Raw genomic sequence first — 24,298 nt, forward strand, 5'->3', positions numbered from 1 at the left:
ATCGAGCGGGCGGCGATCCGCCCTCAGCTGTCGACCTTGAGCGCGGCGATGAAGGCTTCCTGCGGGATGTCGACCTTGCCGAACTGCCGCATCTTCTTCTTGCCTTCCTTCTGCTTCTCCAGAAGCTTCCTTTTGCGCGTGATGTCGCCGCCGTAGCACTTGGCGGTGACGTCCTTGCGCAGCGCGCGCACGGTCTCGCGCGCGATCACCTTGCCGCCGATCGCCGCCTGGATCGGGATCTGGAACATGTGCGGCGGGATCAGGTCCTTCATCTTCTCGACCATGGCGCGGCCGCGCCCTTCGGCGCGGGTCCTGTGCACCAGCATCGACAGCGCATCGACCGGCTCGTTGTTGACGAGGATCTGCATCTTGACGAGGTCGGCCGGCTTGTAGTCGGTCAAATGATAGTCGAACGAGGCGTAGCCCTTGGAGACCGATTTCAGCCGGTCGTAGAAATCGAACACGACCTCGTTCAGCGGCAGGTCGTATTTGACCATCGCACGGGCGCCCACGTAGGTGAGCTCCTTCTGATTGCCGCGGCGGTCCTGGCACAGCTTCAGCACGCTGCCGAGATATTCGTCCGGTGTCAGGATCGTGGCCTCGATCCAGGGCTCCTGGATCTCGGCGATCTTGACCACGTCGGGCATGTCCACGGGGTTGTGGATCTCGATCTCCTCGCCGTCCGTCAGCTTCATCTTGTAGATGACGCTCGGCGCCGTGGCGATCAGGTTGAGATCGAACTCGCGCGACAGCCGCTCCTGGATGATCTCGAGGTGCAACAGGCCAAGGAAGCCGCAGCGGAAGCCGAAGCCGAGCGCGGCGGATGTCTCCATCTCGAACGAGAAGCTGGCGTCGTTGAGTCGGAGCTTGCCCATCGCTGCGCGAAGCGTCTCGAAATCGTCGGCGTCGACCGGGAACAGGCCGCAGAATACGACCGGGATGGCCGGCTTGAAGCCCGGCAGCATCTCCGAGACCGGCTTGCGGTCGTCGGTGATGGTGTCGCCGACACGGGTGTCGGCCACCTCCTTGATCGCGGCGGTGATGAAGCCAATCTCGCCGGGCCCAAGCTCATCGACCTGCTGCATCTTTGGCGTGAAGAAGCCGACGCGCTCGACGTCATAGGCGGCCCCGGTGCCCATCATCCGGACGCGCTGGCCCTTCTTCATGACGCCGTCGACGATGCGCACGAGAACGACGACGCCGAGATAGACGTCGTACCAGCTGTCGACCAAGAGCGCCTTCAGGGTCGCATCGCGGTCGCCCTTCGGCGGCGGCAGCCGGGTGACGATCGCCTCCAGCACGTCGGGAATCCCGAGGCCGGTCTTGGCCGAGATCATCACCGCGTCGGAGGCGTCGATGCCGATGACGTCCTCGATCTGCTGCTTGATCTTCTCGGGCTCGGCGGCCGGCAGGTCGATCTTGTTGAGGACCGGAACGATCTCGTGGTTGTTGTCGAGCGCCTGGTAGACATTGGCGAGCGTCTGCGCCTCGACGCCCTGGCTGGCGTCGACCACCAGCAGCGAGCCCTCGCACGCCGCCAGCGACCGCGAGACCTCGTAGGCGAAGTCGACGTGGCCGGGCGTGTCCATCAGGTTGAAGATGTAGTCCTTGCCGTCCTTGGCGCGGTACTGCAGGCGCACGGTCTGCGCCTTGATGGTGATGCCGCGCTCGCGCTCGATATCCATCGAATCGAGCACCTGTTCCTTGCCCGCCATCTCGCGGTCCGACAGGCCGCCCGTCATCTGGATCAGGCGGTCGGCGAGCGTGGACTTTCCATGGTCGATATGAGCGACGATGGAGAAGTTGCGGATGTTGGGAATGGGGACGGTCGTCATGGGTCGCGCAGATAGCATCCCGAGCCCCCAACCAGCAACCATATTGCTGAATTTCCAGGGCCTTTCTTCACGCCAAGCTGATTCCCCGTGGCCCGAAAACAGGCTACCGAGGGCGGATGTCGAGTACCTCTCTTCCGCCTCTCGCGGCGCGCATGCGCGGCCGTCTCGGACCGCGGCGAATCTCCGCCTGGCTGGTGGCGCGCGCCACGGCGCCTGCAACGTCGGCCTGGGTGGTCATCGCCTTCGTGGTCGTCCATGCCGTGCTGTGGACCGCGATCCTGACCAATCTGAAGGCGGCGCAGGACGTCCACATGGACGTTGCCGAGGCCTATGCCTGGGGCAGCCGCTTCCTGTTCGGTTACGGCAAGCATCCGCCACTGTCGGGCTGGATCGCCGGGCTGTGGTTCTCGGTGTTTCCGGTCAAGGACTGGGCGACCTATGCGCTGGCGATGGCCGTGAACGGCAGCGGCCTCGTCATCGTCTGGCTCGCCAGCCTCAAGGTGGTCGACCGCCGCCGCGCCTTCTTCGTCATGGTGATGGTCGCGCTGTACCCGATCTTCAATTTCAAGGGCTTCAAGTACAACGCCGACCTGGTGCAGCTGCTGAGCCTGCCGCTGCTGGTGCTGGCCTATCTCAACGCGTTCGAAAAGCGCAGCGCCGCCTCCGGCCTGTGGCTCGGCCTCGCCGGCGCGGCCGCGCTGATGACCAAATATTGGGTGCTGACCATGATCGGCGCCATCGGCCTTGCCGCGCTGCTGCACCCGGAACGGCTGCGCTTCCTGGCGTCGCCCGCGCCGTGGGTCGCGATCGTCGCCATGCTGGTGGCAATGATCCCGCATCTGGTGTGGCTGTGGCGGGTCGATTTCGTCGCCATCACCTATGCCGGGGATGTCTATACGCTGTCGGACCGCGGCCGGGCCGCCGAGCTCGTGCTCGGCTATGTCGGCCACAATCTGGCGCTGCTGGCTTTGCCGTTGGCGCTGGCGGCGCTGGTGATGGCCTGGCCGCCGCGCTTCGCCTTCCGCAACTGGCGCGGCGGTCCCAATCCCGGCGTGAATGTGAGCCAGGCGATCAATGTCTGGCTGGTGCAGGCGATCGTTGCCGTCGGGCCGCCGCTCGGCGGCCTCGCCTTCACGATCTACATGAAGACCGATTGGGGCATCTCGCTGTTCTTCCTGGTGCCGCTGGCGCTGGTCGCGATCCCTGCGCTGCGGCTGCGGTCGGTCATGCTGCCGCGGCTGGCCGCCGTCTGGCTCGTCCTGTCGCTGCTCACGCTGATCGCCTCGCCCTGGATTGCCCGGCGCGAGATGGCCGCCAATCCGAACGGCGCCACCGGCTACGGCGCCCGTTCGGAGCTGGCGCGGGAACTGACCAAAGCCTGGCACGCCCGATTCGGCTCGCCGTGGCCGCTGGTGGCCGGCTTTTCCGAGATGAACACGCCGATGACCTTCTACAGCCCGGACCACCCGCGGCCGTTCACCGTGCCCTACACGGCAGAGGAAACCTGGAGTTCCGGCCTGAGCACGCTGGAAGACCTCGAGCGCGAGGGGTTCATCGGCATCTGCGACACCACCGACAACCGGATCGCGGCCTGCGAGGCCTGGATGGCCAAGGAGGCCCCGAAGGCCGAGCCGCTGGTGATGACCACCCAGCGCTTCTTCCACGGCCAGGCGGGCCCTGCAATCGTTTGGAAGGTGTATATTCAGGGACCGGGCAGGTAACCCAGAGCACGTCATTCCGGGTTCGTGCTTCGCGCGCCCCGGAATGACGATCCTAGGTGGTCACACGCCTTCTTCGTGGAACTTGTCGTTCACCAGGTCGGTGATCGCCTGCAGCGCGGCGTCGGCCTCGGGGCCGGTGGCGGAGACCAGGATCTTGGTTCCCGGCGCCGCCGCCAGCATCATCAGGCCCATGATCGAGCGCCCGCCGACGGTCTCGCCGCCGCGCGTCACCCAGACCTCGGCCTGGAACTTCTCGACCATCTGCACGAATTTCGCCGAGGCCCGCGCATGCAGGCCGCGCTTGTTGGTGATCAGCAGCTCTCGCGAGAGGGCTCCGGCAGGGACGGCCGGGCCGGCGACGTTGTCCTGCGGAGCATCCTCGTCGCTCATTTGCCGGCGAGCACGCGGCTGGCGATGGTGACGTATTTGCGGCCCGCCTCCTGCGCCATGGCGATGGCGTCGGGCAGCGAGCGTTCCTCGCGCACCTTGGCGAGCTTCACCAGCATGGGCAGGTTGATGCCGGCGAGCACCTCGACCTTGGGCCGGCTCATGCAGGAGATGGCGAGGTTCGACGGCGTGCCGCCGAACATGTCGGTGAGAATGGCGACACCGTCGCCGGTGTCGACGCGGTTCACGGCTTCGATGATGTCGCTGCGACAGAGATCGGAATCATCGTCGGCGCCAATCGTGACCGCTTCGATTTGTTTTTGAGGACCCATGACGTGTTCCAGCGCCGCCCTGAACTCGTCGGCGAGGCGCCCATGGGTCACCAGTACCAGGCCAATCATCGGATACTCCTCGCGGGCGCCTTGGGTGCACCGCACGAACGCGCCACTTTGACCATCCGGAGCCCTCGCGCAAGGGGGCATATTCGCGAGTCTCCCGGATTCTGGCATACAGAATGGGAGCTGGCGGCGGTCTAATCGGTCGCGATAGTGGGGCTGATATGGTTACCAATTTGCTCCACACAATCGGCCGAAAGATTACCGGAACATGAAAGTCTGGGTGGTAATAAGTGCCGCCACAACCATCGGGAAGGGTGAAAAACCCGGCCCCACGGGTATCCGTGGCAATTCGATACCGTTGAGGTGAATCCGAAGCGATTCGGCGTTCGGCAGGCGGGCAGCGTCCTCGGCCATCAGGTCAACCACAAGCCCAAGTTTCGCCTCCGACACATGGTCGCAGGCGCGGATTCCAAGGCCGCGGATCTCGATCAGCCCGGCCAGGGCGGGCGCGGGGCTCACCCACATTTCCCCGCTGCGTGTGGCGAGATGAACACGGTCGTCGCCCACCAGAACCGTTGGCGGCAGCTGCCCCGCGCGTCCGGCGAGGATCAGATCGAAGGCGAGTCGGGATTTGCCGGAACCGGAGGGACCCCGGATCAGGACGGCCTGCTCCCCCACCTGGACGGCAGATGCATGGATGCTCGCCGTTTCGTTCGTCACGACGCCGGCAGCCGGACGATGAAGCGAGCCCCGGCCGAGGTCGGATGTCCGTCGGCGTCGACAGGGCCGGGCCGGTTCTCGGCCCAGATCCGCCCGCCATGAGCGTCGATGATCTGCTTGGAGATCGACAGGCCCAGGCCGGAATTCTGGCCGAAGCCCTGGTGCGGCCGGTCCGTATAGAACCGCTCGAAGATGCGCTGCAGGGCGTCCTCGCGAATGCCGGGACCGTCATCATCGACGGTGATCTCGATCTCCGAGCGCACGCGCCGGCAGGTGATGCGCACCTTGCCGCCGGCGGCGGAGAACGATTGCGCATTCGACAGAAGGTTGGAGATCACCTGGCCGAGCCGCGAATCATGACCGGGCACCGAGAAGGTGTCGTTGGCGCCGCGGCCCTCGAAGCGGACCTCGACGGTGACGTCGGTGCCGAGCTTGGTCTCGTTGGCGACCGAGGTCAGCGTGTTCAGCAGGCGGCGCAGATCGACCAGGGTCATGTCCTGGCGCTGCAGCTCGGCATCGAGCCGGCTGGCGTCGGAAATGTCGGAGATCAGCCGGTCGAGCCGCTTCACGTCGTGCTCGATCACGGCCAGCAGGCGGGCGCGGCTGTTGTCGTTGCGCGCCAGCGGCAGGGTCTCGACCGCCGAGCGCAGCGAGGTCAGCGGGTTCTTGAGCTCGTGGGCGACGTCGGCGGCGAACATCTCGATCGCCTCGATGCGGTTGTAGAGCGCGTCCGTCATGTCGCGCAGCGCGCCGGAGAGATGGCCGATCTCGTCGCGGCGGCGGGTGAAGTCGGGGATCTCGACGCGGGTCTTGATGCGGCGGCGGACCCGCTCGGCGCTGTCGGCGAGCCGGCGCACCGGACCTGCGATGGTGCTGGCGAGCAAGAGCGACAGCACGATCATCACCGCGGAGGCAACGCCGCCGACCTTCAGAATGGCAAGCCGCTCGGCGGTGACCATCTGGTCGATGTCGTCGCCCTGCGTCGACAGCATCAGGGCGCCGTGGATGGTGCGCGAGCGCTGCACCGACACCGCGACCGAGACGATCACTTCGCCGCGCGAGTTGACCCTGACCATGCTGCGCTTCTGGCCCTTCAGCGCGTCGGCGACTTCCTCGTAGCCGTTGCCGTTCTCGGGGCCGTATTCGCGGTACAGCGGCAGGTCGCCGCGGTTGAGCCAGGTGCGCACCGAGATCAGCGCGCGCTCGACGAAGCCGGGCTTCTCGCTCGACGGCGGCGGCAGGTCGAACCGCAGCACGTTCTCCAGATTGCGGCTGTCGAGCAGCAGCCCGCCATTCGGATCGTAGATGCGCGCGCGCGTCTTGGTCGGCGAGATCAGCGTGCGCAGCACCGGCGCGACCCGTTCCGGATTGATCGGGAAATCGAGCGGTGAATATTCGTCCGGCGCGCCGTAGCTCTCGCCCGGCTTGAGATCGAGCAGGCGCTCGGGGTCGATGGTGATGGTGTTGGTCTGCACGGTTGCCGAGGCGGCGATGGCGCCGGCGATGATCTCGGCCTGCACCAGCAGACTCTGCGCGCGCGCGTCGATCAGGCCGGCGCGGAACTGCGACAGATACAGAATGCTTGCAACCAGTGCGAGCAAGCCGGCGATGTTCAGCGAGACGATGCGGCGGGTGAGGCTCGAGAACGACAGCGCGAACAGGAACTGTCCGGCGCGGCGCAGCCAGCTCAGCGGACGCTGCCAGCCGGAGACCCTCGGGGTCTCCTCCGCCGCGTCGGACGCGATCGTCGCCGCGGCGTCGTGGCCATTCACTGCTGGGTCAAGCTGCGTGCGATCGAGCAATGTGAGTGCTCCGATTCCGAATTTCGTAGGGGTTGTGCGGCGAATTCCCGTGAGAACTCGACTTGCCGCACCCGAATTCGCCGCAACAATGGCCCCGTTCCGGCATCTGCGCCCGGATAAACGCGCAGGAGGCGTAGCCTATCCAATCGAGACCGCGACGTCAGCGCGCAATTTCGCATGACGTCGCGCAAGGCAATGCTTCAGGTCCCTGCTTCAGGCCTTGGCTTCAGGTTTCCTTGAAGCGATAGCCGACGCCGTAGAGGGTCTCGATCATCTCGAACTCCTCGTCGACCATCTTGAACTTCTTGCGCAGCCGCTTGATGTGGCTGTCGATGGTGCGGTCGTCGACATAGACCTGGTCGTCATAGGCCGCGTCCATCAGCGCATTGCGGCTCTTGACCACGCCCGGACGCTGCGCCAGCGCCTGCAGGATCAGGAACTCGGTGACGGTCAGCGTGACCGGCTCGTTCTTCCAGGTGCAGGTGTGACGCTCCGGGTCCATGCGCAGCAGGCCGCGATCGAGCGCCTTGGCGTCGTTCTCCTTCGGCAGCGCCGTCGGATCCTTCGGCTGCGAGCGGCGCAGCACGGCCTTGACGCGCTCCACCAGCAGGCGCTGCGAGAACGGTTTGCGGATGAAGTCGTCCGCGCCCATCTTCAGGCCGAACAGCTCGTCGATCTCCTCGTCCTTGGAGGTGAGGAAGATCACCGGCAGGTCGGACTTCTGGCGCAGCCGCCGCAGGGTCTCCATGCCGTCCATGCGCGGCATCTTGATGTCGAGGATGGCGAGATCAGGCTGGCTGGTCCGAAAACCGTCGAGCGCCGACGCACCATCGGTATAGGTCATGATCCGATAACCCTCGGCCTCGAGCGCGATGGAGACGGATGTCAGAATGTTGCGGTCGTCATCGACCAAGGCGATTGTGGGCATGAGCCTGCTTTCAGAGTCTGGTTACGCCGAGACTTCGAGAATCAAGATAAGGGCCGCGTATTTGGGCTTCGAACATGGTCAACGAGCAATGCAAGCTGGGCTGAAGTGTGACCGAGTTCCACAAATACCATGGCAAAGTCTTGTGCCGTGCCCAGGTTTGTGGCCCGTTTAGCCGAAAAAAGGCCTTCATTGCAACTGGATGGACGAGGGAAAGACGATGTCTGCGAGCTTTAACCCTAACCGCGTCACGCATTCCCTGCTGCGCCGAAGCCGGCAGGGCGCCCTTGCGACCTTGATGGTTGGTTCTGGCGATCCCTACTGCTCCCTCGTCAACGTCGCCACCGCGTCCGATGGTGCTCCGATCATCCTGATTTCGCGATTAGCTGTGCACACCAGAAATCTACTTGCCGATTCGCGCGTGTCGCTGATGCTCGATGAACGCGCGCCGGGCGATCCGCTCGAGGGATCTCGCATCATGCTGTCGGGCAAGGCCGAGCAGGCCGCCGACGACAATCGCGAGGTGCTGCGCCGTCGGTATCTCAATGCGCATCCGTCCGCTGCGGACTATGCTGAATTCGCCGACTTCTCGTTCTTCGTGATCCGTCCGTCAGGCGCGCATCTCGTCGCCGGATTCGGCCGCATCGTCGATCTCAAGCCGGAGCAGTTTCTCACGGATATATCCGTTGCTGACGAACTGATTCTGGCAGAGCAGGGCGCCGTCGATCACATGAACGAAGATCACCGCGAGGCGCTCGCCCTCTACGCGACGAAGCTGCTCGGCGCCGAAGCAGCGGAGTGGCGGTGTAGCGGCTGTGACCCGGAGGGATTGGATCTGATGGCCGACGGCAGGACGCTGCGGCTCGAGTTTCCCGAGCGCGTGACCACGCCCGGGGCGTTGCGCAAGATGCTGGTGCGGCTTGCTGACGAGGCCCGCGCGAAGTGAGGTGTAGTTCGAGCCCACTTTGATGACTGTGCTCATCTCCCGTGACGGAAGACGGCGAAGTTCACGCATGAAGGCAGCTTGTGGTGAATCTCGATGTGCGCGCTCCATGTCCTGCAGAGGGTGAGCGTCGCGCAAACTTCGTGGCGTGGGCGCGAGTGAGCTCGTTGACGTCGCGGCCGGGAGAATCGGACGATGTGATCCCGCAGGCGCGAGGCCATCGTGAAGGGAAGCTGGCTGATCGGGTGTGGCGACGACACGGCGATCACCGGCACATTCCGTCGGCTCGGGCGGCCTCCCTTGATCGGTTTCCGCGAGGCGCTGCGACAGCCGCTGCCGGATGCTCGGTCGTCGCTTGGTCTTCGTTTGCCTGCGCGAATCCGTCGATTCGAGCGTCGTTCGTCGTTCCTCGTGAAACCCAACCGCGCTAATATATCTGTTGCGTTGCAGCATCTGAGCGCGGCGCAGGTGGCTGCTGCTGGAATGTGCATGGCGCGGCAAAAGATGAGCTACGTGCATCACGAATTGCCAATAACCAATTGGGCCGGATCGTCTTGGCAAGACCAGCGTTGATCAGTATTAGGTCGGCGACCGCGCTTCGATAAGGCGATGTAACGGCAACGGTCACCGCGCAACGCGCGCGACTGCGCGCAACAGACGCGGGCTCTCAGGAGGGATCTTCGTGCAAGAGACGGGTATTCGCAACGGCGCCTTCGGTGCCGACAAGTTCGGCTTAAAGAACCTCAAGCAGGTGCACTGGAATCTCGGCGCTCCCCAGCTCTATCAGTATTCGCTGGCGGCGGGCGAGGCGGTGCTGTCGGCCGACGGGGCGCTTTGCGCGGATACTGGCGAGTTCACCGGTCGCAGCCCGAAGGACAAGTTCACGGTGCGAGACGCCTCCACCGAAAAAATGTGGTGGGCGGGCAACCAGGCGATCACGCCCGAGCAGTTCGAGGCGCTGCATCAGGATTTCATCAAGCACGCCGAAGGCAAGACCCTGTTCGCGCAGGATCTCTATGGCGGCGCCGACCCCACCTTCCGCATCAAGACGCGCGTTTTCACCGAGCTCGCCTGGCACTCGCTTTTCATCCGCACGCTTCTGATCCGCCCCGAAAAGATCGAGCTCGACACCTTCGTGCCGGAGCTCACGATCATCGACATGCCGAGCTTCCGCGCCGACCCGAAACGTCACGGCGTGCGCTCGCAGAACGTCGTCGCGATCGATTTCGCCCGCAAGATCGTCCTGATCGGCGGGTCTTATTATGCCGGCGAGATGAAGAAGAGCGTGTTCACGACGCTCAACTACTATCTGCCCGCGCGCGGCGTGATGCCGATGCACTGCTCGGCCAATGTCGGGCCGAAGGGCGACACCGCGATCTTCTTCGGCCTGTCCGGCACCGGCAAGACCACGCTGTCGGCCGATCCGAACCGCACCCTGATCGGCGACGACGAGCACGGCTGGGGCCCGTCCGGCGTGTTCAACTTCGAGGGCGGCTGCTACGCCAAGTGCATCAAGCTGTCGAAGGAAGCCGAGCCGCAGATCTTCGCGGCGTCGACCCGTTTCGGCGCCGTGCTCGAGAACGTGGTGCTCGACGAGGACAACCGCGTCCCCGATTTCGACGACGGCTCCAAGACCGAGAACACCCGCTCCGCCTATCCGCTCGACTTCATTCCGAACGCTTCGCGCACGGGCCGTGCGCCGCATCCGAAGAACGTCGTGATGCTCGCCGCCGACGCCTTCGGCGTGCTGCCGCCGATCGCAAAGCTGTCGCCGGCGCAGGCGATGTACCACTTCCTGTCCGGCTACACCGCCAAGGTCGCCGGCACCGAGCGCGGCCTCGGCAACGAGCCGCAGCCGGAGTTCTCGACCTGCTTCGGCTCGCCGTTCCTGCCGCTCGATCCGTCGGTCTACGGCAACATGCTGCGGCAGCTGATCGCCGAGCACAATGTCGACTGCTGGCTGGTCAACACCGGCTGGACCGGCGGCAAGTACGGCACGGGCTCGCGCATGCCCATCAAGGTGACGCGTGCGCTGCTGACGGCGGCACTCGACGGCTCCTTGCGCAACGTCGAGTTCCGCACCGACAAATATTTCGGCTTCGCGGTGCCGACCGCGCTGCCGGGCGTGCCGAGCGAGATTCTCGACCCGGTCAACACCTGGAAGGACAAGGCCGAGTTCGACAAGACCGCGCGCGCGCTGGTCGGCATGTTCCAGAAGAATTTTGCCAAGTTCGAAGCCCAGGTTGACGCCGACGTCCGCGCTGCGGCGCCGGATCTGAAGCTGGCTGCGGAGTAGGGCTGCAAACGCAAATGGGCCAGCCGCATTGCGGCTGGCTCTTACTATTTTCCCGCTCCCTCTGCTGATGCACGAGAGGGGCGAACTCAAGCCCCATCCACCGCTGTCGTCCCGGCGAACGCCGGGACCCATAACCACAGGGCGGTGTGATGCGGCATGCTGGCCGCTCCAGCCTTCGCCAAATTGCCGACGGTGGTTATGGGTCCCGGCTCAAGGCCGGGACGACACCGTTCATTTTGCCGGCGTCCAGGCTCACGCCTTGAAATACGCGATCTGCGTCGTCGTCGCGAGCAGCCGGCCGGACGGCGACCACAGCTCGCCATGCTGGTCCTGGTAGCTGCGGTTGAACACCTTGGCGTCTGCGGTCGCGAGCACATGCGTGATGTCCTCGGCGGCCAGTTCCTCGCGGCTGACGTGGAAGTAGGTGGTCAGCGACACCGTGCCGAACGGAATCAACTCGCCACGGACATGGAACGCGCGGCCGAAGAAGGCGTCCGACATCGACAGCAGCGACAGGCAATCCAGCTTGCGCGGCTTGCGGTCGGAGATCCACAGCCGCGAATAGGCGCTGCGCGGTTCGTCTGAACGGTTGCCGAACTCCGGCCGTCCCTCCACGAAGCGGAAGTCGTACTGCTTGGTCCAGGACATTCCCGCATCAGGATAGCGCCTGACCTGATCGAACGGCGGCGCGTCGGGCTTGACGGCCGGCTGGTGCGACCACGATGGCCGGCGCTCGGCGAAGACAGCGGTCGCCAGCGTGGCCGCGTCGGCATCGCCCTGGCTCAGCTCGACGCACCAATGCTGCGAGGAGCGGTTGGCCTTCACCAGCCGGACGTCGAGATCGAACGGCCCTTCCGCGATCGGCGCGCAGTAGTTGACCGTCAGCGCCAGCGGATCGCCGGCGATTTGCGGATGCTGGATCAAGGCGCGCAGCACGGTCGCCGCCGTGACGCCGCCAAACGGGCCGACGAAAGCCCAGTAATCCGGGCTGGTCCTTCCCTGCCAGCGGCTGTCGCCGGCGGTGACGCGGGTGGCCTCGTCGAACAGGTGAACTGGCGGTTCGGTCATGCATTTCTCCCGACGGTCATCGTATGATGGCCGTCAGGTGAAACGCAATGGAACGCCTCTGCAATGACGTCATGGGTCATTGCTGAAGGCGAGGGGAAGGGCCCGTCACGCCCGCTGCGCGTGCACCGGTGCCATCACCGGGCCGACCGGCACGTTCCAGATGTCGTCGGCATATTCGCGAATGGTGCGGTCGGAGGAGAACCACGCCATGCGCGCGACGTTGAGGATCGAGGCGCGGGTCCAGGCCGGCACGGTCTGCCAGCGTGCATCGATGCCGCGCTGGGCCTCGTAGTAGGAATCGAAATCGGCCGAGACCATGTAGTGGTCGAGATGGCGCAGCGCATGTGCGATGGGCTCGAACCGGCCGGGCTCGTCCGGCGAGAACGCGCCGGTCGCGATCGCATCGATCGCGCGCGCCAGCCGCGGTGACCGGTGGATCACGTCGGTCGCGTCCAGCCCCTGCTTGCGGCGGAGCATGACCTCGTCGGCCTCCATGCCGAAGATCGCGATGTTGTCGGCGCCGACATTGTCACGGATCTCGATATTGGCGCCGTCCAGCGTGCCGATGGTAAGCGCGCCGTTCAGCGCCAGCTTCATGTTGCCGGTGCCGGAGGCCTCCATGCCGGCGGTCGAGATCTGCTCGGAGAGATCCGCCGCGGGAATGATCGCTTCGGCCAGGCTGACATTGTAGTCCGCCATGAACACGACCTTCAGCTTGCCGCCGATCGCGGGATCGTTGTTGACGACCTCGGCGACGTCGTTGATCAGCTTGATGATCAGCTTGGCGTAGCGGTAGCTCGCCGCGGCCTTGCCGGCGAAGATCTTCACCCGCGGAACCCAGTCGCGCTGCGGATCATCTTTCATGTCCTGGTACAGGGCGACCGCTTCCAGGATGTTCAGGAGCTGGCGCTTGTATTCGTGAATGCGCTTGATCTGCACGTCGAACAGCGCGCCCGGATCGAGGCGCACGTTCATGCGCTCGCCGATCAGGCGCGCCAGCAGCACCTTGTTGTGGTGCTTCACGCTGCGGAACTTCTGGTGGAAGCCGGCGTCGGCGACGTAGCTCTCGAGGCTCGAGAGCAAGGTCGGATCGTCGACGACGGCGTCGCCGCAGGCCTCGCACAACAGGTTCGTCAGCTTGGGATTGGCCAGGGTCAGCCAGCGGCGGAAGGTGATGCCGTTGGTCTTGTTGGTGATGCGGCCGGGATAGAGATGATTGAGATCGTGGAACACGGTCTCCTTCATCAGGTCGGAATGCATCGCCGAGACGCCGTTGATGCGGTGCGAGCCGACGAAGGCGAGCTGGCCCATGCGCACGCGGCGGCCGCTCTTCTCGTCGATCAGGGACACCGAGGCGCGGTAGTCGATGTCACCCGGTGCGCGCTGCTCGGCGAGCGCGAGATGCTGCGCATTGATGCGGTAGATGATCTCGAGATGCCGCGGCAAGAGGCGCTCGAACAGCTCGACCGGCCAGGTCTCGAGCGCCTCCGGCAGCAGCGTGTGGTTGGTGTAGGACAAGGTCGCGATGGTGATCTTCCACGCCTCGTCCCAGCGGAAATTGTGCAGGTCGACCAGGATCCGCATCAGCTCGGCGACCGCGAGCGAAGGATGCGTGTCGTTGAGCTGCACCGCGGCCTTCTGCGCCAGGCTGCGCAGCTGGCCGTCGGAGCCGAGATGGCGCTTGACGAGGTCCTGCAGCGAGGCCGAGACGAAAAAGTATTCCTGGCGCAGCCGCAGCTCGCGGCCCGCCGGGCTCTCGTCGTTCGGATACAGGAACTTGCAGATCGCCTCGGCGCGCGCCTCTTCGGCGGAGGCGCCGAGATAGTCGCCGGAGTTGAACACGTCGAGCTTCAGCGGGTCGGGCGAGCGCGCCGACCACAGCCTGAGCGCATTCACATGCTGGCCGCGCCAGCCGACGATCGGCGTGTCATAGGCGACCGCCTGCACGGTTTCGCCGGGATGCCAGATCGCGCGGTCGCGGCCCTTGTCGTCGACATGCTCGACGCCGCCGCCGAAATGGACGTGATAGACCACCTCGGGGCGCTGGAACTCCCAGGGATTGCCGAACGACAGCCAGACGTCGGGATATTCGTGCTGCCAGCCGTCGACGATGACCTGGCGGAACAGGCCGAAATCATAGCGGATGCCGTAGCCGATCGCCGGGATCTGCAACGTCGACATGCTCTCCATGAAGCAGGCCGCCAGTCGTCCCAGGCCGCCATTGCCGAGCGCGGCATCCGGCTCGCATTTGCGCAGATCCATCAGGCCGACGCCGAGATCGCCGAGCGCGGTCTCGAACACCTTCATCAGGCCCATGTTGTTGAGCGCGTCGGTGAACAGACGGCCGATCAGGAATTCGAGGCTGAGATAATAGACCCGCTTGCGCCCGGCATCGTAGCTCTCCTTGTCCGCGGTCAGCCAGCGATGCACGATGCGGTCGCGCAAGGTCAGCGCCGCGGCGTGATACCAGTCCTGTTGCGTCGCCTGGCTCGCCTCCTTGCCGATGGCGAGGCGAAGCTTGGCCAGGATGTCGCTCTTGATCTCAGCGACCGCCAATTCGTCGACGGGCTGGCCGGTGCTTACGAAGCTGCGCTGGGACGGCTGATCTGTCACCTTGGAAACCTGTGATGCTACGAGGAACCGGTAAAAGCATACGATGGTTGCGCGCGGTCCGAAACCCGGGGAAAGGCTGGTCCGCACAGCAAGGTGATGGAAAATGATGCAAAGTTCAGGCCGGGTTCCGACATCGGAACGCGGATGTTGCCTGCTGCACCTGCGCAGCCGCGGTCCAGAATGTTTGTCCGGGCGCCTCGCACTCGCCGGTTGATGGACTGCAACAGCCCGGGCGTCCGTCGAAGGGGATGGACAAACAGGGCAGAACAAATTAAGAACAATTTAGCAAGCGATCGTTATCCCTACAGCGATTCGATCCGCCATCCCCCGGCATCAGTGCATCCCGCGAGGACACCCATGTCCAATATCGCCTTCGATCCTCTGGCCCTGACCCGCATTGCCGACTTCGCGCGCAGTCTGACGCGGCTGCACAAGACCGCGCGGCGGCGGGCCGTCGACGACGACCAGATCGACCGCGCGTTCAATGCTGTGTGCATGTCGGTCTGGGGCTACACCACCGACGACATTTCCGACGACCTGTTCTCGGCCACCGACCACACCTTCCTCGATGGCCTGGACGAGGCGCGGGCGCGCATCTTTGCCGCCGAGCAAGGCTACGACCTGGTCGACGACGAAGGCATGCTGTCGGACTGGTGGGGCTTCTGCTGGATGATCCTCGCGGAGAAGCGCGGCCTGCTGACGCCGGACAACCGCGCCGCCGCGCGGGCGGCGATCGAGGAAAAGTACCTGGAAGCGCCGAACGTCATCGGCGTGATCGTGGGACGCTAGGTCAGCGTTCCGTCATTGCGAGCGCAGCGACGTGTCCGCCGAAGCCCGCAGGGCGAAGGCGGAAGCATCCAGGGTGGAGTGCGAGACTCTGGATTGCTGCGCTGCGCTCGCAATGACGAGGACTAAAATTCAATCCACGTCCGCGCGTTTGGCGCGGCCCGTGGCCGGCTTCGGCGCGATCGCCATCGGCGGCGCGACGCTGACATTGCCGGCATTGGCCTCGGGCGGCGGCATGGCGGCGAGCGCATCGGCCGCCAGCATCTCGGCGCGCACCGGCGCCACCTTCATCTCGCTCAGCTTGGCCCGCGTGTCCGAGGTCAGCCCGGGATAGGAGGCGACCGGCTTGAAGTCGGCCGGCTGGCCGCCGCTGCCGCGCGTGCCCGAATAGGCGACGAGGCCGTCGCTGGTGGCGACCACGTCGCCGGGACGCAGCGAGGTGTCGAGCGACAGGTCGACCGGCGCCAGCCCGGCCGGATCGCGGCCGTTGCAGGTGCAGTCGGCGCGCAGCGCCTGCCGATAGGCGAACGCGGTCTCGCTGTCGGCATAGCGCTCGCCATTGCTTGCGGTCGCGTAGTCGATGTTGGAGCCGTAATAGATCCTGGTCGGGCTCGCCGGGCAGAACGCCTGGCACATCTGCGCCGGCGAGGCGAGGCCGCGCGTCAGCGGAAAATAGCGGCCGTCGCAGGTGCGCACGCAGAACGCCGCGCCTGATCCAGACGCCACGCGCGGCTGTGGGGCGGCCTGCGGGTTGGTGCCGAACGGATCGAAGGAGCTGCCCTGCGCTGGCCGCTGCGATTGCGGCTTGTTGAAGCCGCCGAACAGGAAGTCGAACAGGCCCTGGGCCGACGCCATCCGCGGCGCCAGCGCGCCGGCGGCGACGAGGCCGACCGTCGCCGCGACAGCGACGTGGCGGGACCTCCGCCGAAACGACAACACGCTACGCAACGCCCGCTCCATCGCCAGGATCTTCACCGCAAAGCCACGCCGTGACGCGGCAACCCACGTCGCCCGATCATGTGCGATCGAACGCGCCATGCCCAAGGCACGGCGTCATCAGCTTTGCGGTAACCTTAACGGGCGTTGGTAAATGAGCGGTATGCGCGGACGGCGAATTGCGCCGCGCGCCAGGCGCCTCAGAGGAATTCGCGCGCCTTGTAGAGCGCCTGGAACGGCAGGCCGGCCTGGGCGAAGGTCTCGGCGGCGCCTTCCTCGCGATCGACCATGGTGAACACCAGCGCCACCTCGGCGCCGGCCTCGCGCAGGGTTTCCACCGCCTTCATCGCCGAGCCGCCGGTGGTGGTGACGTCCTCGACCACGACGATGCGTTTGCCCGCCAGGGTCTCGTCGCGGGCCAGGCCCTCGATCGCCAGCCTGGCGCCGTGCTCCTTCGGCTTCTTGCGCACGAAGAAGGCCGCGATCGGATGGCCCTTGATCCAGGAGATCTGGGCGATGGCGCCGGCCAGCGGCACCGCGCCCATCTCCAGGCCGCCGATATAATCGAAGCCTTCGTCCTTCAGCGCCTCATAGGTGAGCTCGGCGAGCAACGTGGCGCCCTCCGGGTCCATCATGGTCGGCTTCAGGTTGAAATAGAAGTCGCTCTTGCGGCCGGAGGCCAGCGTGATCTCGCCACGGCCGAACGAGCGCCTGCGGATGATCTCGAGGAGGCGGGCGCGGGAGGCGGATTTGGACACGGCGTTTCCCCTGAGGGTGGATTCTTGGGTGGCGCAATCTATCGGGGGCGGGCGGCGGAGACCAGCCGCCACGATGTCCCATCAACAACGCTACGTTTGAAGCCGGATGCAGTTTCGAGCTAATGGGAGCCCGCGACCAAGCAAGGACGATTGGGAAGGATGCCCGTATGACGATCGAGCTGTACACCTGGAACACCCCGAACGGGCGCAAAATCTCGGTCGCGCTGGAGGAGATGGCGCTGCCCTACCGCGTCATTCCGGTCGACATCACCAAGGGCGCCCAGATGGCGCCGGAGTTCCTGGCGATCAGCCCCAACAACAAGATCCCGGCGATCGTCGATCCCGACGGCCCGGATGGCAAGCCGGTCAGCGTGTTCGAGTCCGGCGCCATCCTGCTCTATCTGGCCGAGAAGACCGGCCAGTTCCTGCCGAGATCCGTCGCCGAGCGGATCCCGGTCTATGAATGGCTGATGTGGCAGATGGGCGGTTTCGGCCCGATGCCCGGCCAGGTGCACCATTTCATCGCGCTGACCGACGAACAGGACCGCGCCTACGGCCTCAAGCGCTACATGGCCGAGACGGTCCGGCTCTATGGCGTGCTCGACCGCCGGCTGGCGCAGCACGAGTTCGTCGCAGGCGCGCTCTCGATCGCCGACTTCGCCATTCTCGGCTGGGCCTGGCGCCACCCGCGCCACAAGGTCGATCTGGCCGACTTCCCCCACGTCAAGCGCTGGTACGATACCCTGATGGCCCGCCCCGCCGTGAAGCGCGGCATGGAGGCGAAGCTGGATTGATGGCCGCTGCTCTGTCGCTGGGGGGCGATGCTGTCTTCCGCGCCGGCGGTGCGCTCCCTCTCCCGCTTGCGGGGGAGGGCCGGGGAGGGGGAGCCACACGGGCGGTATCGCTCTAGCGCGAACATGCCCGCCCCGTCGCATGCCGGCGCGTGAGCCGGCCTCCTCCACATCCCCCGTCGCTAAAGGGAGCTTCGGCGGACAGGACGGAGGAGCCGATGGAAATCACCCGCGCCGCGCCTCCAGCGCCATCCGCACCGCAAGTCCCGCGAGCACCGTGCCCATCAGATAGCGCTGTACCAGCGCCCAGCTCGGCCGTGTCGCCAGGAACAGCGCGATCGATCCCGCCGCCACGGCGATCATGGCGTTGACGCTGACGCTGATCACGATCTGGATCGCGCCCAGCACCACCGACTGCGTCAGCACGCTGCCGACAGCGGGATCGATGAACTGCGGCAGCAGCGCCAGATACAGCATCGCTATCTTCGGGTTCAGCAGGTTGGTGGCGAGCCCCATCAGGAACAGCCGACGCGGGCTGTCGATGGCGAGCTTCCTCACCTCGAATGGCGAGCGTCCGCCCGGCTTCACCGCCTGCCAGGCCAGATAAAGCAGGTAGGCCGCGCCGGCGAGGCGCAGCGCGTCATAGGCGAACGGCACGGCAAACAGCAGCGCCGTAATGCCGAACGCCGCGGCCAGCATGTAGGCCAGAAAGCCTGTGGCGACGCCGCCGAGCGAGATCAGGCCGGCGGCGTGGCCCTGCGTGATCGAGCGCGAGATCAGATAGATCATGTTCGGCCCGGGCGTCAGCACCATGCCGAGCGAGACGAGCGCGAAGGCGAGCAGGGACGATGTGTGCGGCATGACTGGCTCGATGATCGGGATCTCTGCCGCCTGCTTTAGCGCGGACGATCACGCATCGTCATCCGATCGATTGCACCGAGAGCAATCAGCCCGCCGGCGGCGGCGCGGCGTTCAGCGCCGGCAGCCGTCTGCCGGAGCGGTCGAACACACCGGCGATGCTCAATGCCAGCAGCACCAGCAGAATGGCCGCCGCGAGCGGCACGGAGTGCCCGATCATGGCGAGCAGGCAGGCCCCCAGCGCGATCACCACGCCGATCTCCAGCGGCGCGATCGGCTCTCCGGCGTCGCTCCGCGCCTTCCAGTGGATCGCGATCCCCGCCGCCACCATCGGCATGTCATAGATCATCGCATAGGGCGTGGCGATGATGCTGCCGACCGCGACCAGCGCGATCGCCTGCTGCGTTGAGCCGCGTCGCCACGCATCCCAGACCATCACGACGATGGAGCAGGACAACAGCAGCTGAACCAGGTAGCCGATCGGCGGCGGCGCGCCGAGCGTGTGCAGGCCCGCGATGACCGTCGGCATCATGTGATCGAGGCTGGGCTGGTTGGCCTGCAATTGCGCCTGATAGCTCGGAAACTTCACGATCCATTCGAGCCAGATCCACGGATCGAGCGCAGCGCTGGTAACGACCGCGACGATCACGGTCGTGGCGATGGCCGACAGGATGGCGCGCCAGTTGCGCGACGCCAGCAGCACGACCGGCATCAACAGCACGAATTGCGGCTTGTAGGCGAGCAGGCCGAGCAGGACGCCGGCAATGACGGGATGGCGCGCGAGCAGGCGCAGTCCGCCGATCAGCAAGGCCGCCGAGAGAAAACCGTTCTGGCCGGTGATCGCGTTGATCAGCGTCGTCGGCGCGGCGAGCAGCGCAAGGCCCGACAGCGAGCGCCAGTCGCGGCCGAGCGTCGCCAGGCCATGCAGCGCGAACGTCACCGAGATCCACGAGACATAGGCGACAGGCAGCGCCAGCATCCCCAGTGGGATCAACGCCAGCAGGAAGGTCGGCGGGTAAGGATAGGGAAATCCGCCGCCGAGGGCGGGATCCAGCGTCTGCTGGTAGCGCGCGAGCGCGACAGGATCGTAGATGCCGGCGCCAGACAGCGCGGCATACTTGCCGAACGACCATAGGCCGAAGAAGTCACCGAACGCCGGCTGCGGCGAGGACAGCGCCCAGCTGACGAGATAGGCGCCGTTGTAGAGCACGAGCGCGGCCAGCACGATCAGCAGCGCGCGCCGGTCGCGCATCTCGGGGTGGGCTGCGGATGAGATCGCGGTCATGGGAGCCTGTCGAGGCCAGGGTGTTCGGCGCCATCGGCGCAGTCGTGGCGTAGGGTTGGTCGATGCCGTCACGCGATCACGCGCACGCGGTGCCCCTCCAACTCTGCCAGGACACGCTGCACGCCGTGTTACCGGTCGTCCGGATGACCAGGCGCGATCTCATCGTGCCTAACGACAGGTAAAATCGCCGCGGGGGCCGAGTGACCTCGGTTGGGGGCCGGCGTCGCCGCCGCATCAAGCAACGTTCTCGCCCCAAAACTTTCTTGTTGCTATTTTTCCGAAATCATGGTTTGATCCGTGCATCCCGTCCTCATGCAGAGGGGCGTACGCGTCGTCACGATACGTAGAGGCGGGGAGCGGTGGCCGCGGGCCTGTCAGGTGCTGATGCGCTGGACGATTGGCAGCTCGCGGACGTTCAAGCCGTGTGGTCCTGGCGCCCCGAAGCTGGCGCCAAGCCTGCGTGACATCACGTGTCGCGCTGGTGACGGGGGCAAACAAGCCGGTCCCCGGGGAGAGCGCGGAGCAGACGTTCAACCCATCGCGCAGGGAGGGCCGGGTCTGTCCGGCTGAACCTGTGGTACCTGCCGCCTGCATTTTTTTCGCAGGCGGGCCACGGGCCTCAGTCGGGGCCCGGCCTTCCCTGCGCCCTTTGCGCCGTTGCAAAAGGGCCGACTGATCGCAAGCCTCGGGCACGATGTGCCGCGAGAATGCAAAGCCTTGTCCTTATTCTGTCGTCAGTTGTTTGAAACGTGAATGCGTCTTCTCGCCCCGCTGTCGTCCCGGACAAGCCGTGACGCGCGCCAGCGCGGCACGGCGCCGATCCGGGACCCATACGCCGCGGCGGTCGTGTCGGGCAAAGGGCCAATGACCAGTGCGCCTCAAACCATTCCCTGGGGGTATGGATCCCGGCTCAAGGCCGGGACGACAGAAGGGGCGGCGATACAGCGAGGCCTCCACCAACCGTCGATGATGCAGGAGGGCGCCGTGTTATCAGCTCAATGCGCCTCGTCCCAATTATCAGCCGCGCGTGCGTCGACGTGCAGCGGCACCGACAGCAGCACGGCCGGGAACGGCGCGTCCTGCATGACGTGCTGCACGACCGGCAGAGTTGCCGCGACCTCGTCGTCCGGGACCTCGAAGATCAATTCGTCATGCACCTGCAGCAGCATCTGAGCCGACAGCTTCTTTTGCGCCAGCGCCTCTTCCACCCGCGTCATGGCGCGGCGGATGATGTCCGCAGCCGTGCCCTGCAGCCGCGCGTTGATCGCGGCGCGCTCGTTGAAGGCGCGGACCGAGGCGTTCGACGCCTTGATCTCCGGGTAATGGCACTTGCGGCCGAACAGCGTGACCACATAGCCGTTCTTGCGGCAGAACTCGCGGGTCTCGTCCATATAGTCGCGGATGCCGGGGAAGCGCTCGAAATAGCGCTTGATGTAGGCCGAAGCCTCCTCGCGGGCGATGCCGAGCTGGTTGGCGAGGCCGAAGGCGGAGATGCCGTAGATGATGCCGAAATTGATCGCCTTGGCCCGGCGGCGGACTTCGCTCGGCATGTCCTTGATCGGCACGCCGAACATTTCCGAGGCCGTCATCGCGTGGATGTCGAGCCCGTCCTTGAACGCCTGCTTCAGCACGGGAATGTCGGCGATCTCCGCCAGCAGCCGCAGCTCGATCTGCGAGTAGTCGGCCGACACCAGCTTGTGGCCGGGTGCGGCGATGAAGGCGCGGCGGATCTTGCGACCGTCCTCGGTCCGGACCGGGATGTTCTGCAGGTTCGGCTCGTTCGACGACAGCCGTCCCGTCGTGGTCGCCGCCAGGGCATAGGTGGTGTGCACGCGATGCGTCTGCGGATTGACATAGGTCGGCAGCGCATCGGTGTAGGTCGATTTCAGCTTCGAGACCTGGCGCCATTCCAGGATCTTGCGCGCGAAATCGTTGCCTTGCTCGGCGAGGTCATCGAGGATCGATGCGGATGTCGACCAGGCGCCGGTCTTGGTCTTGGTGCCGCCCGAAAGCCCCATCTTGCCGAACAGGATGTCGCCGATCTGCTTGGGGCTGCCGACATTGATCGGCTCGCCGGCCAGCTCCTGCAGCTCGGCCTCGACGCGCGCCGCCGTCTGGGCAAAGTCGCCGGAGAGGCGCGACAGCACCTGCCGGTCGATCGAGATGCCGCGCCGCTCCATGCGTGCGAGCACGGAGACCAGCGGCCGCTCCAAGGTCTCGTAGACGGCGGTCATGCGCTCGGCCGTGAGGCGCGGCTTCAGCACGCGCCAGACCCGATGGATGACATCGACGGCTTCCGCGGAATGCGCGGTGGCGCGATCGATTGCGACCTGCTCGAAGGTCAGCTTGTTCCGGCCGCTGCCGATCAGCTCGCTCTCGCTGAGCAGCGCGTGGGCGAGCACATGCTCGGCCAGCGAGTCGAGCTTGTGCGAGCCGCGTCCGGCGTCGAGCGCGTAGCTCATCAGCAGGATGTCGTCGACATTCTGCAGCGTGACACCATGCTGCGCCAGCAGTACGGCGGTGAACTTGATGTTGTAGCCGATCTTCAAGAGCCCCGCGGATTCCAGCACCGGCTTCAGCGCGGCCAGTGCGTCGCTCTCCTTGATCTGGTCCGGCGCCAGCCCGGCGTCGAACAGGCCGCCGCCGTCGCCGGACTGGCGATGCGCCAGCGGGATGTAGCAGGCCTCGCCCGGCGCCAGCGCCAGCGACAGGCCACGCAGGTTCGCCTGCATGGGATCGATCGAGCTCGCTTTGACCTCGATGGTGATCCGGCCGAAATCATGCGCGCGTGCCAACCAGGCATTCAGCTCGGGCAGCGTCCGCAGCGTCTGATACTTGTCCCGATCGATCCGCGCGCTCTTCGCCGCCTCGGCCCTTGTCTCGGCGAGCCCCGCCGGCGTGCCCTTGCTCATCGCGGACTTGTCCGTCCGCGGATCACCACTCTTGGGGCTCCCTCCCCCCTTGTGGGGGAGGGGTGGGGAGGGGGGTGCTCCGGAGGGACCGCCCGTGGGGGACCCCCCTCCCTGACCCTCCCCCACAAGGGGGGAGGGAACGGAGAGAGCAGTGCCCGCCTTACTCTTGAAATTCTCATCCGCCGTCACATCCGCCGGATCGATCTGCGAATACTCCGCGACGCGACGCGTCAGCGTCGAAAACTCCATCGCCTTGAGGAAGGCGATCAGCTTGCGCGGATCGGGCTCGTGGACGGCCAGATCGTCCAGCGGCACCTCGAGCGCGACCTTGTCGTCGAGCAGCACGAGCTGGCGCGAGATCCGCGCCTTCTCGGCGTTCTCGATCAAAGCCTCGCGTCGCTTCGGCTGCTTGATCTCGACCGCGCGCGTCAGCAGGCCTTCGAGGTCGCCATAGTCGGTGATCAACTGCGCCGCGGTCTTGATGCCGATGCCGGGCACGCCCGGCACGTTGTCGGTGGAATCGCCGGCCAGCGCCTGCACCTCGACCACCTTCTCCGGCGGCACGCCGAACTTCTCGATCACCTCGGCGACGCCGATGCGTCGGTCCTTCATCGTGTCGTACATCGTGACGCAGTCGTTGACGAGCTGCATCAGGTCCTTGTCGGAGGACACGATGGTGGTGGTGGCGCCGCGCTCGCAGGCGAGCCGCGCATAGGTCGCGATCAGGTCGTCGGCCTCGAAGCCCGACTGCTCCAGGCACGGCAGGTCGAAGGCGCGGACCGCCTCGCGGATCAGCGCGAATTGCGGGATCAGGTCGTCGGGCGCCGGCGGCCGGTGCGCCTTGTAGTCGGCATAGATCTTGTTGCGGAACGTGACCTCGGACTTGTCGAACACGATCGCCAGATGAGTCGGCCGGTCGGTCTCGGGCATGTCGCGCAGCAGCTTCCACAGCATGTTGCAGAAGCCGAGCACGGCATTGAGATTCAGACCGTCGGACTTGCGGTTGAGCGGCGGCAGCGCGTGATAGGCGCGGAAGATGTAGGACGAGCCGTCGACCAGGAACACATGATCGCCTTTGGCCGCGCCCTTCGCCAAATTCTTGGCGGCGGCAGGCACAGGGGCGGCGGGCGTGGCGGCGGCTTTCTGGGGAGCTTTGGGCATGGCCGCAATGTAGGGAATTTGGCCGGGATTGACACCCTCGGAACGGCAGAATCCGGCGCGTTCCCCACGCAAATCGGCGCCGGCTGCGAGCCGTGCTCGCGCCAAAAACTCCGCTGTCGTCCCAGGCAAGCCCCGACGGCGCGAAGCGCTGGCGGGGCGCCGA

General features: G+C 65.8%; 19 protein-coding genes. 6 read left to right on the forward strand and 13 right to left on the reverse strand.

Features of this window, described 5'->3' with window-relative positions:
* Positions 1-23: 23 nt before the first annotated feature.
* A complete protein-coding gene (gene lepA, locus ACQR10_RS15010; protein WP_316183120.1) occupies positions 24-1,835 on the reverse strand; it encodes a translation elongation factor 4 in 1,812 nt (603 codons plus the stop codon).
* 116 nt (positions 1,836-1,951) lie between these two features.
* On the opposite strand from lepA, the gene ACQR10_RS15015 reads away from it, so the two are divergent.
* Entirely contained in the window at positions 1,952-3,556 is a 1,605-nt protein-coding gene (locus ACQR10_RS15015; RefSeq protein ID WP_316216772.1) for a glycosyltransferase family 39 protein, read from the forward strand.
* A gap of 60 nt (positions 3,557-3,616) precedes the next feature.
* Here ACQR10_RS15015 and ACQR10_RS15020 read toward each other — a convergent pair whose 3' ends face one another.
* The 5 genes from ACQR10_RS15020 to ACQR10_RS15040 form a co-directional block, all read right to left on the reverse strand.
* On the reverse strand, positions 3,617-3,946 hold the full coding sequence (locus ACQR10_RS15020; RefSeq protein ID WP_315800505.1) for an HPr family phosphocarrier protein: 330 nt from the start codon (positions 3,944-3,946) through the stop codon (positions 3,617-3,619).
* Positions 3,943-4,344 carry a PTS sugar transporter subunit IIA gene (locus ACQR10_RS15025; RefSeq protein WP_006611446.1) on the reverse strand — a complete coding sequence of 134 codons (402 nt, stop codon included), beginning with the start codon at positions 4,342-4,344 and terminating at the stop codon, positions 3,943-3,945. The genes ACQR10_RS15020 and ACQR10_RS15025 overlap by 4 nt, the downstream gene beginning before the upstream one ends.
* Positions 4,345-4,539: 195 nt before the next feature.
* Entirely contained in the window at positions 4,540-5,001 is a 462-nt protein-coding gene (locus tag ACQR10_RS15030) for an HPr kinase/phosphorylase (RefSeq protein WP_315800504.1), read from the reverse strand.
* A complete protein-coding gene (locus ACQR10_RS15035; protein ID WP_315800503.1) occupies positions 4,998-6,803 on the reverse strand; it encodes a sensor histidine kinase in 1,806 nt (601 codons plus the stop codon). Before ACQR10_RS15035 ends, ACQR10_RS15030 begins: the two co-directional genes overlap by 4 nt.
* A 226-nt stretch (positions 6,804-7,029) precedes the next feature.
* Complete coding sequence (locus ACQR10_RS15040; RefSeq protein ID WP_006611449.1) at positions 7,030-7,731, reverse strand: response regulator transcription factor; 702 nt, start codon at positions 7,729-7,731, stop codon at positions 7,030-7,032.
* 217 nt (positions 7,732-7,948) lie between these two features.
* Here ACQR10_RS15040 and ACQR10_RS15045 point away from each other — a divergent pair, with 217 nt between their 5' ends.
* The 3 genes from ACQR10_RS15045 (at position 7,949) to ACQR10_RS15055 (ending at position 10,967) form a co-directional block, all read left to right on the forward strand.
* Complete coding sequence (locus ACQR10_RS15045; protein WP_316183117.1) at positions 7,949-8,674, forward strand: HugZ family protein; 726 nt, start codon at positions 7,949-7,951, stop codon at positions 8,672-8,674.
* Between the two features lie 219 nt (positions 8,675-8,893).
* Positions 8,894-9,244 carry a hypothetical protein gene (locus tag ACQR10_RS15050; protein ID WP_316216771.1) on the forward strand — a complete coding sequence of 117 codons (351 nt, stop codon included), beginning with the start codon at positions 8,894-8,896 and terminating at the stop codon, positions 9,242-9,244.
* Positions 9,245-9,353: 109 nt separating this feature from the next.
* Positions 9,354-10,967, forward strand: coding sequence for a phosphoenolpyruvate carboxykinase (locus ACQR10_RS15055; protein ID WP_315800501.1), 1,614 nt, complete (start codon positions 9,354-9,356; stop codon positions 10,965-10,967).
* A gap of 252 nt (positions 10,968-11,219) precedes the next feature.
* Here ACQR10_RS15055 and ACQR10_RS15060 read toward each other — a convergent pair whose 3' ends face one another.
* Positions 11,220-12,035, reverse strand: coding sequence for an acyl-CoA thioesterase (locus ACQR10_RS15060; protein WP_316216770.1), 816 nt, complete (start codon positions 12,033-12,035; stop codon positions 11,220-11,222).
* Between the two features lie 105 nt (positions 12,036-12,140).
* Complete coding sequence (locus tag ACQR10_RS15065; protein WP_315800499.1) at positions 12,141-14,648, reverse strand: glycogen/starch/alpha-glucan phosphorylase; 2,508 nt, start codon at positions 14,646-14,648, stop codon at positions 12,141-12,143.
* Between the two features lie 357 nt (positions 14,649-15,005).
* Here ACQR10_RS15065 and ACQR10_RS15070 point away from each other — a divergent pair, with 357 nt between their 5' ends.
* On the forward strand, positions 15,006-15,437 hold the full coding sequence (locus tag ACQR10_RS15070) for a hypothetical protein (RefSeq protein WP_315800497.1): 432 nt from the start codon (positions 15,006-15,008) through the stop codon (positions 15,435-15,437).
* A gap of 129 nt (positions 15,438-15,566) precedes the next feature.
* Here ACQR10_RS15070 and ACQR10_RS15075 read toward each other — a convergent pair whose 3' ends face one another.
* Complete coding sequence (locus tag ACQR10_RS15075) at positions 15,567-16,382, reverse strand: DUF2865 domain-containing protein (protein ID WP_315800900.1); 816 nt, start codon at positions 16,380-16,382, stop codon at positions 15,567-15,569.
* 188 nt (positions 16,383-16,570) lie between these two features.
* Positions 16,571-17,128 carry an orotate phosphoribosyltransferase gene (pyrE, locus tag ACQR10_RS15080; protein WP_315800496.1) on the reverse strand — a complete coding sequence of 186 codons (558 nt, stop codon included), beginning with the start codon at positions 17,126-17,128 and terminating at the stop codon, positions 16,571-16,573.
* A gap of 167 nt (positions 17,129-17,295) precedes the next feature.
* Here pyrE and ACQR10_RS15085 point away from each other — a divergent pair, with 167 nt between their 5' ends.
* Positions 17,296-17,922 (forward strand): glutathione S-transferase family protein, encoded by a 627-nt coding sequence (locus ACQR10_RS15085; RefSeq protein WP_316183114.1) that lies wholly within the window; start codon positions 17,296-17,298, stop codon positions 17,920-17,922.
* 222 nt (positions 17,923-18,144) lie between these two features.
* On the opposite strand, the gene ACQR10_RS15090 is transcribed toward ACQR10_RS15085, so the two are convergent.
* The 3 genes from ACQR10_RS15090 to polA all read right to left on the reverse strand — a co-directional run bounded on the left by ACQR10_RS15090 (position 18,145) and on the right by polA (position 24,135).
* The gene (locus ACQR10_RS15090) at positions 18,145-18,780 is read right to left on the reverse strand and encodes a LysE family translocator (RefSeq protein WP_316216769.1); all 636 of its coding nucleotides are present in this window, start codon (positions 18,778-18,780) and stop codon (positions 18,145-18,147) included.
* 85 nt (positions 18,781-18,865) lie between these two features.
* Positions 18,866-20,062, reverse strand: a complete 1,197-nt coding sequence (locus ACQR10_RS15095; RefSeq protein WP_316216768.1) for a glycosyltransferase family 87 protein — start codon at positions 20,060-20,062, stop codon at positions 18,866-18,868.
* A 995-nt stretch (positions 20,063-21,057) separates the two neighbouring features.
* Entirely contained in the window at positions 21,058-24,135 is a 3,078-nt protein-coding gene (gene polA, locus ACQR10_RS15100) for a DNA polymerase I (protein ID WP_316216743.1), read from the reverse strand.
* Between the last annotated feature and the right edge of the window lie 163 nt (positions 24,136-24,298).

It is taken from the genome of Bradyrhizobium sp. HKCCYLRH2060, assembly GCF_051168135.1.
Classification (GTDB): Bacteria; Pseudomonadota; Alphaproteobacteria; order Rhizobiales; family Xanthobacteraceae; genus Bradyrhizobium.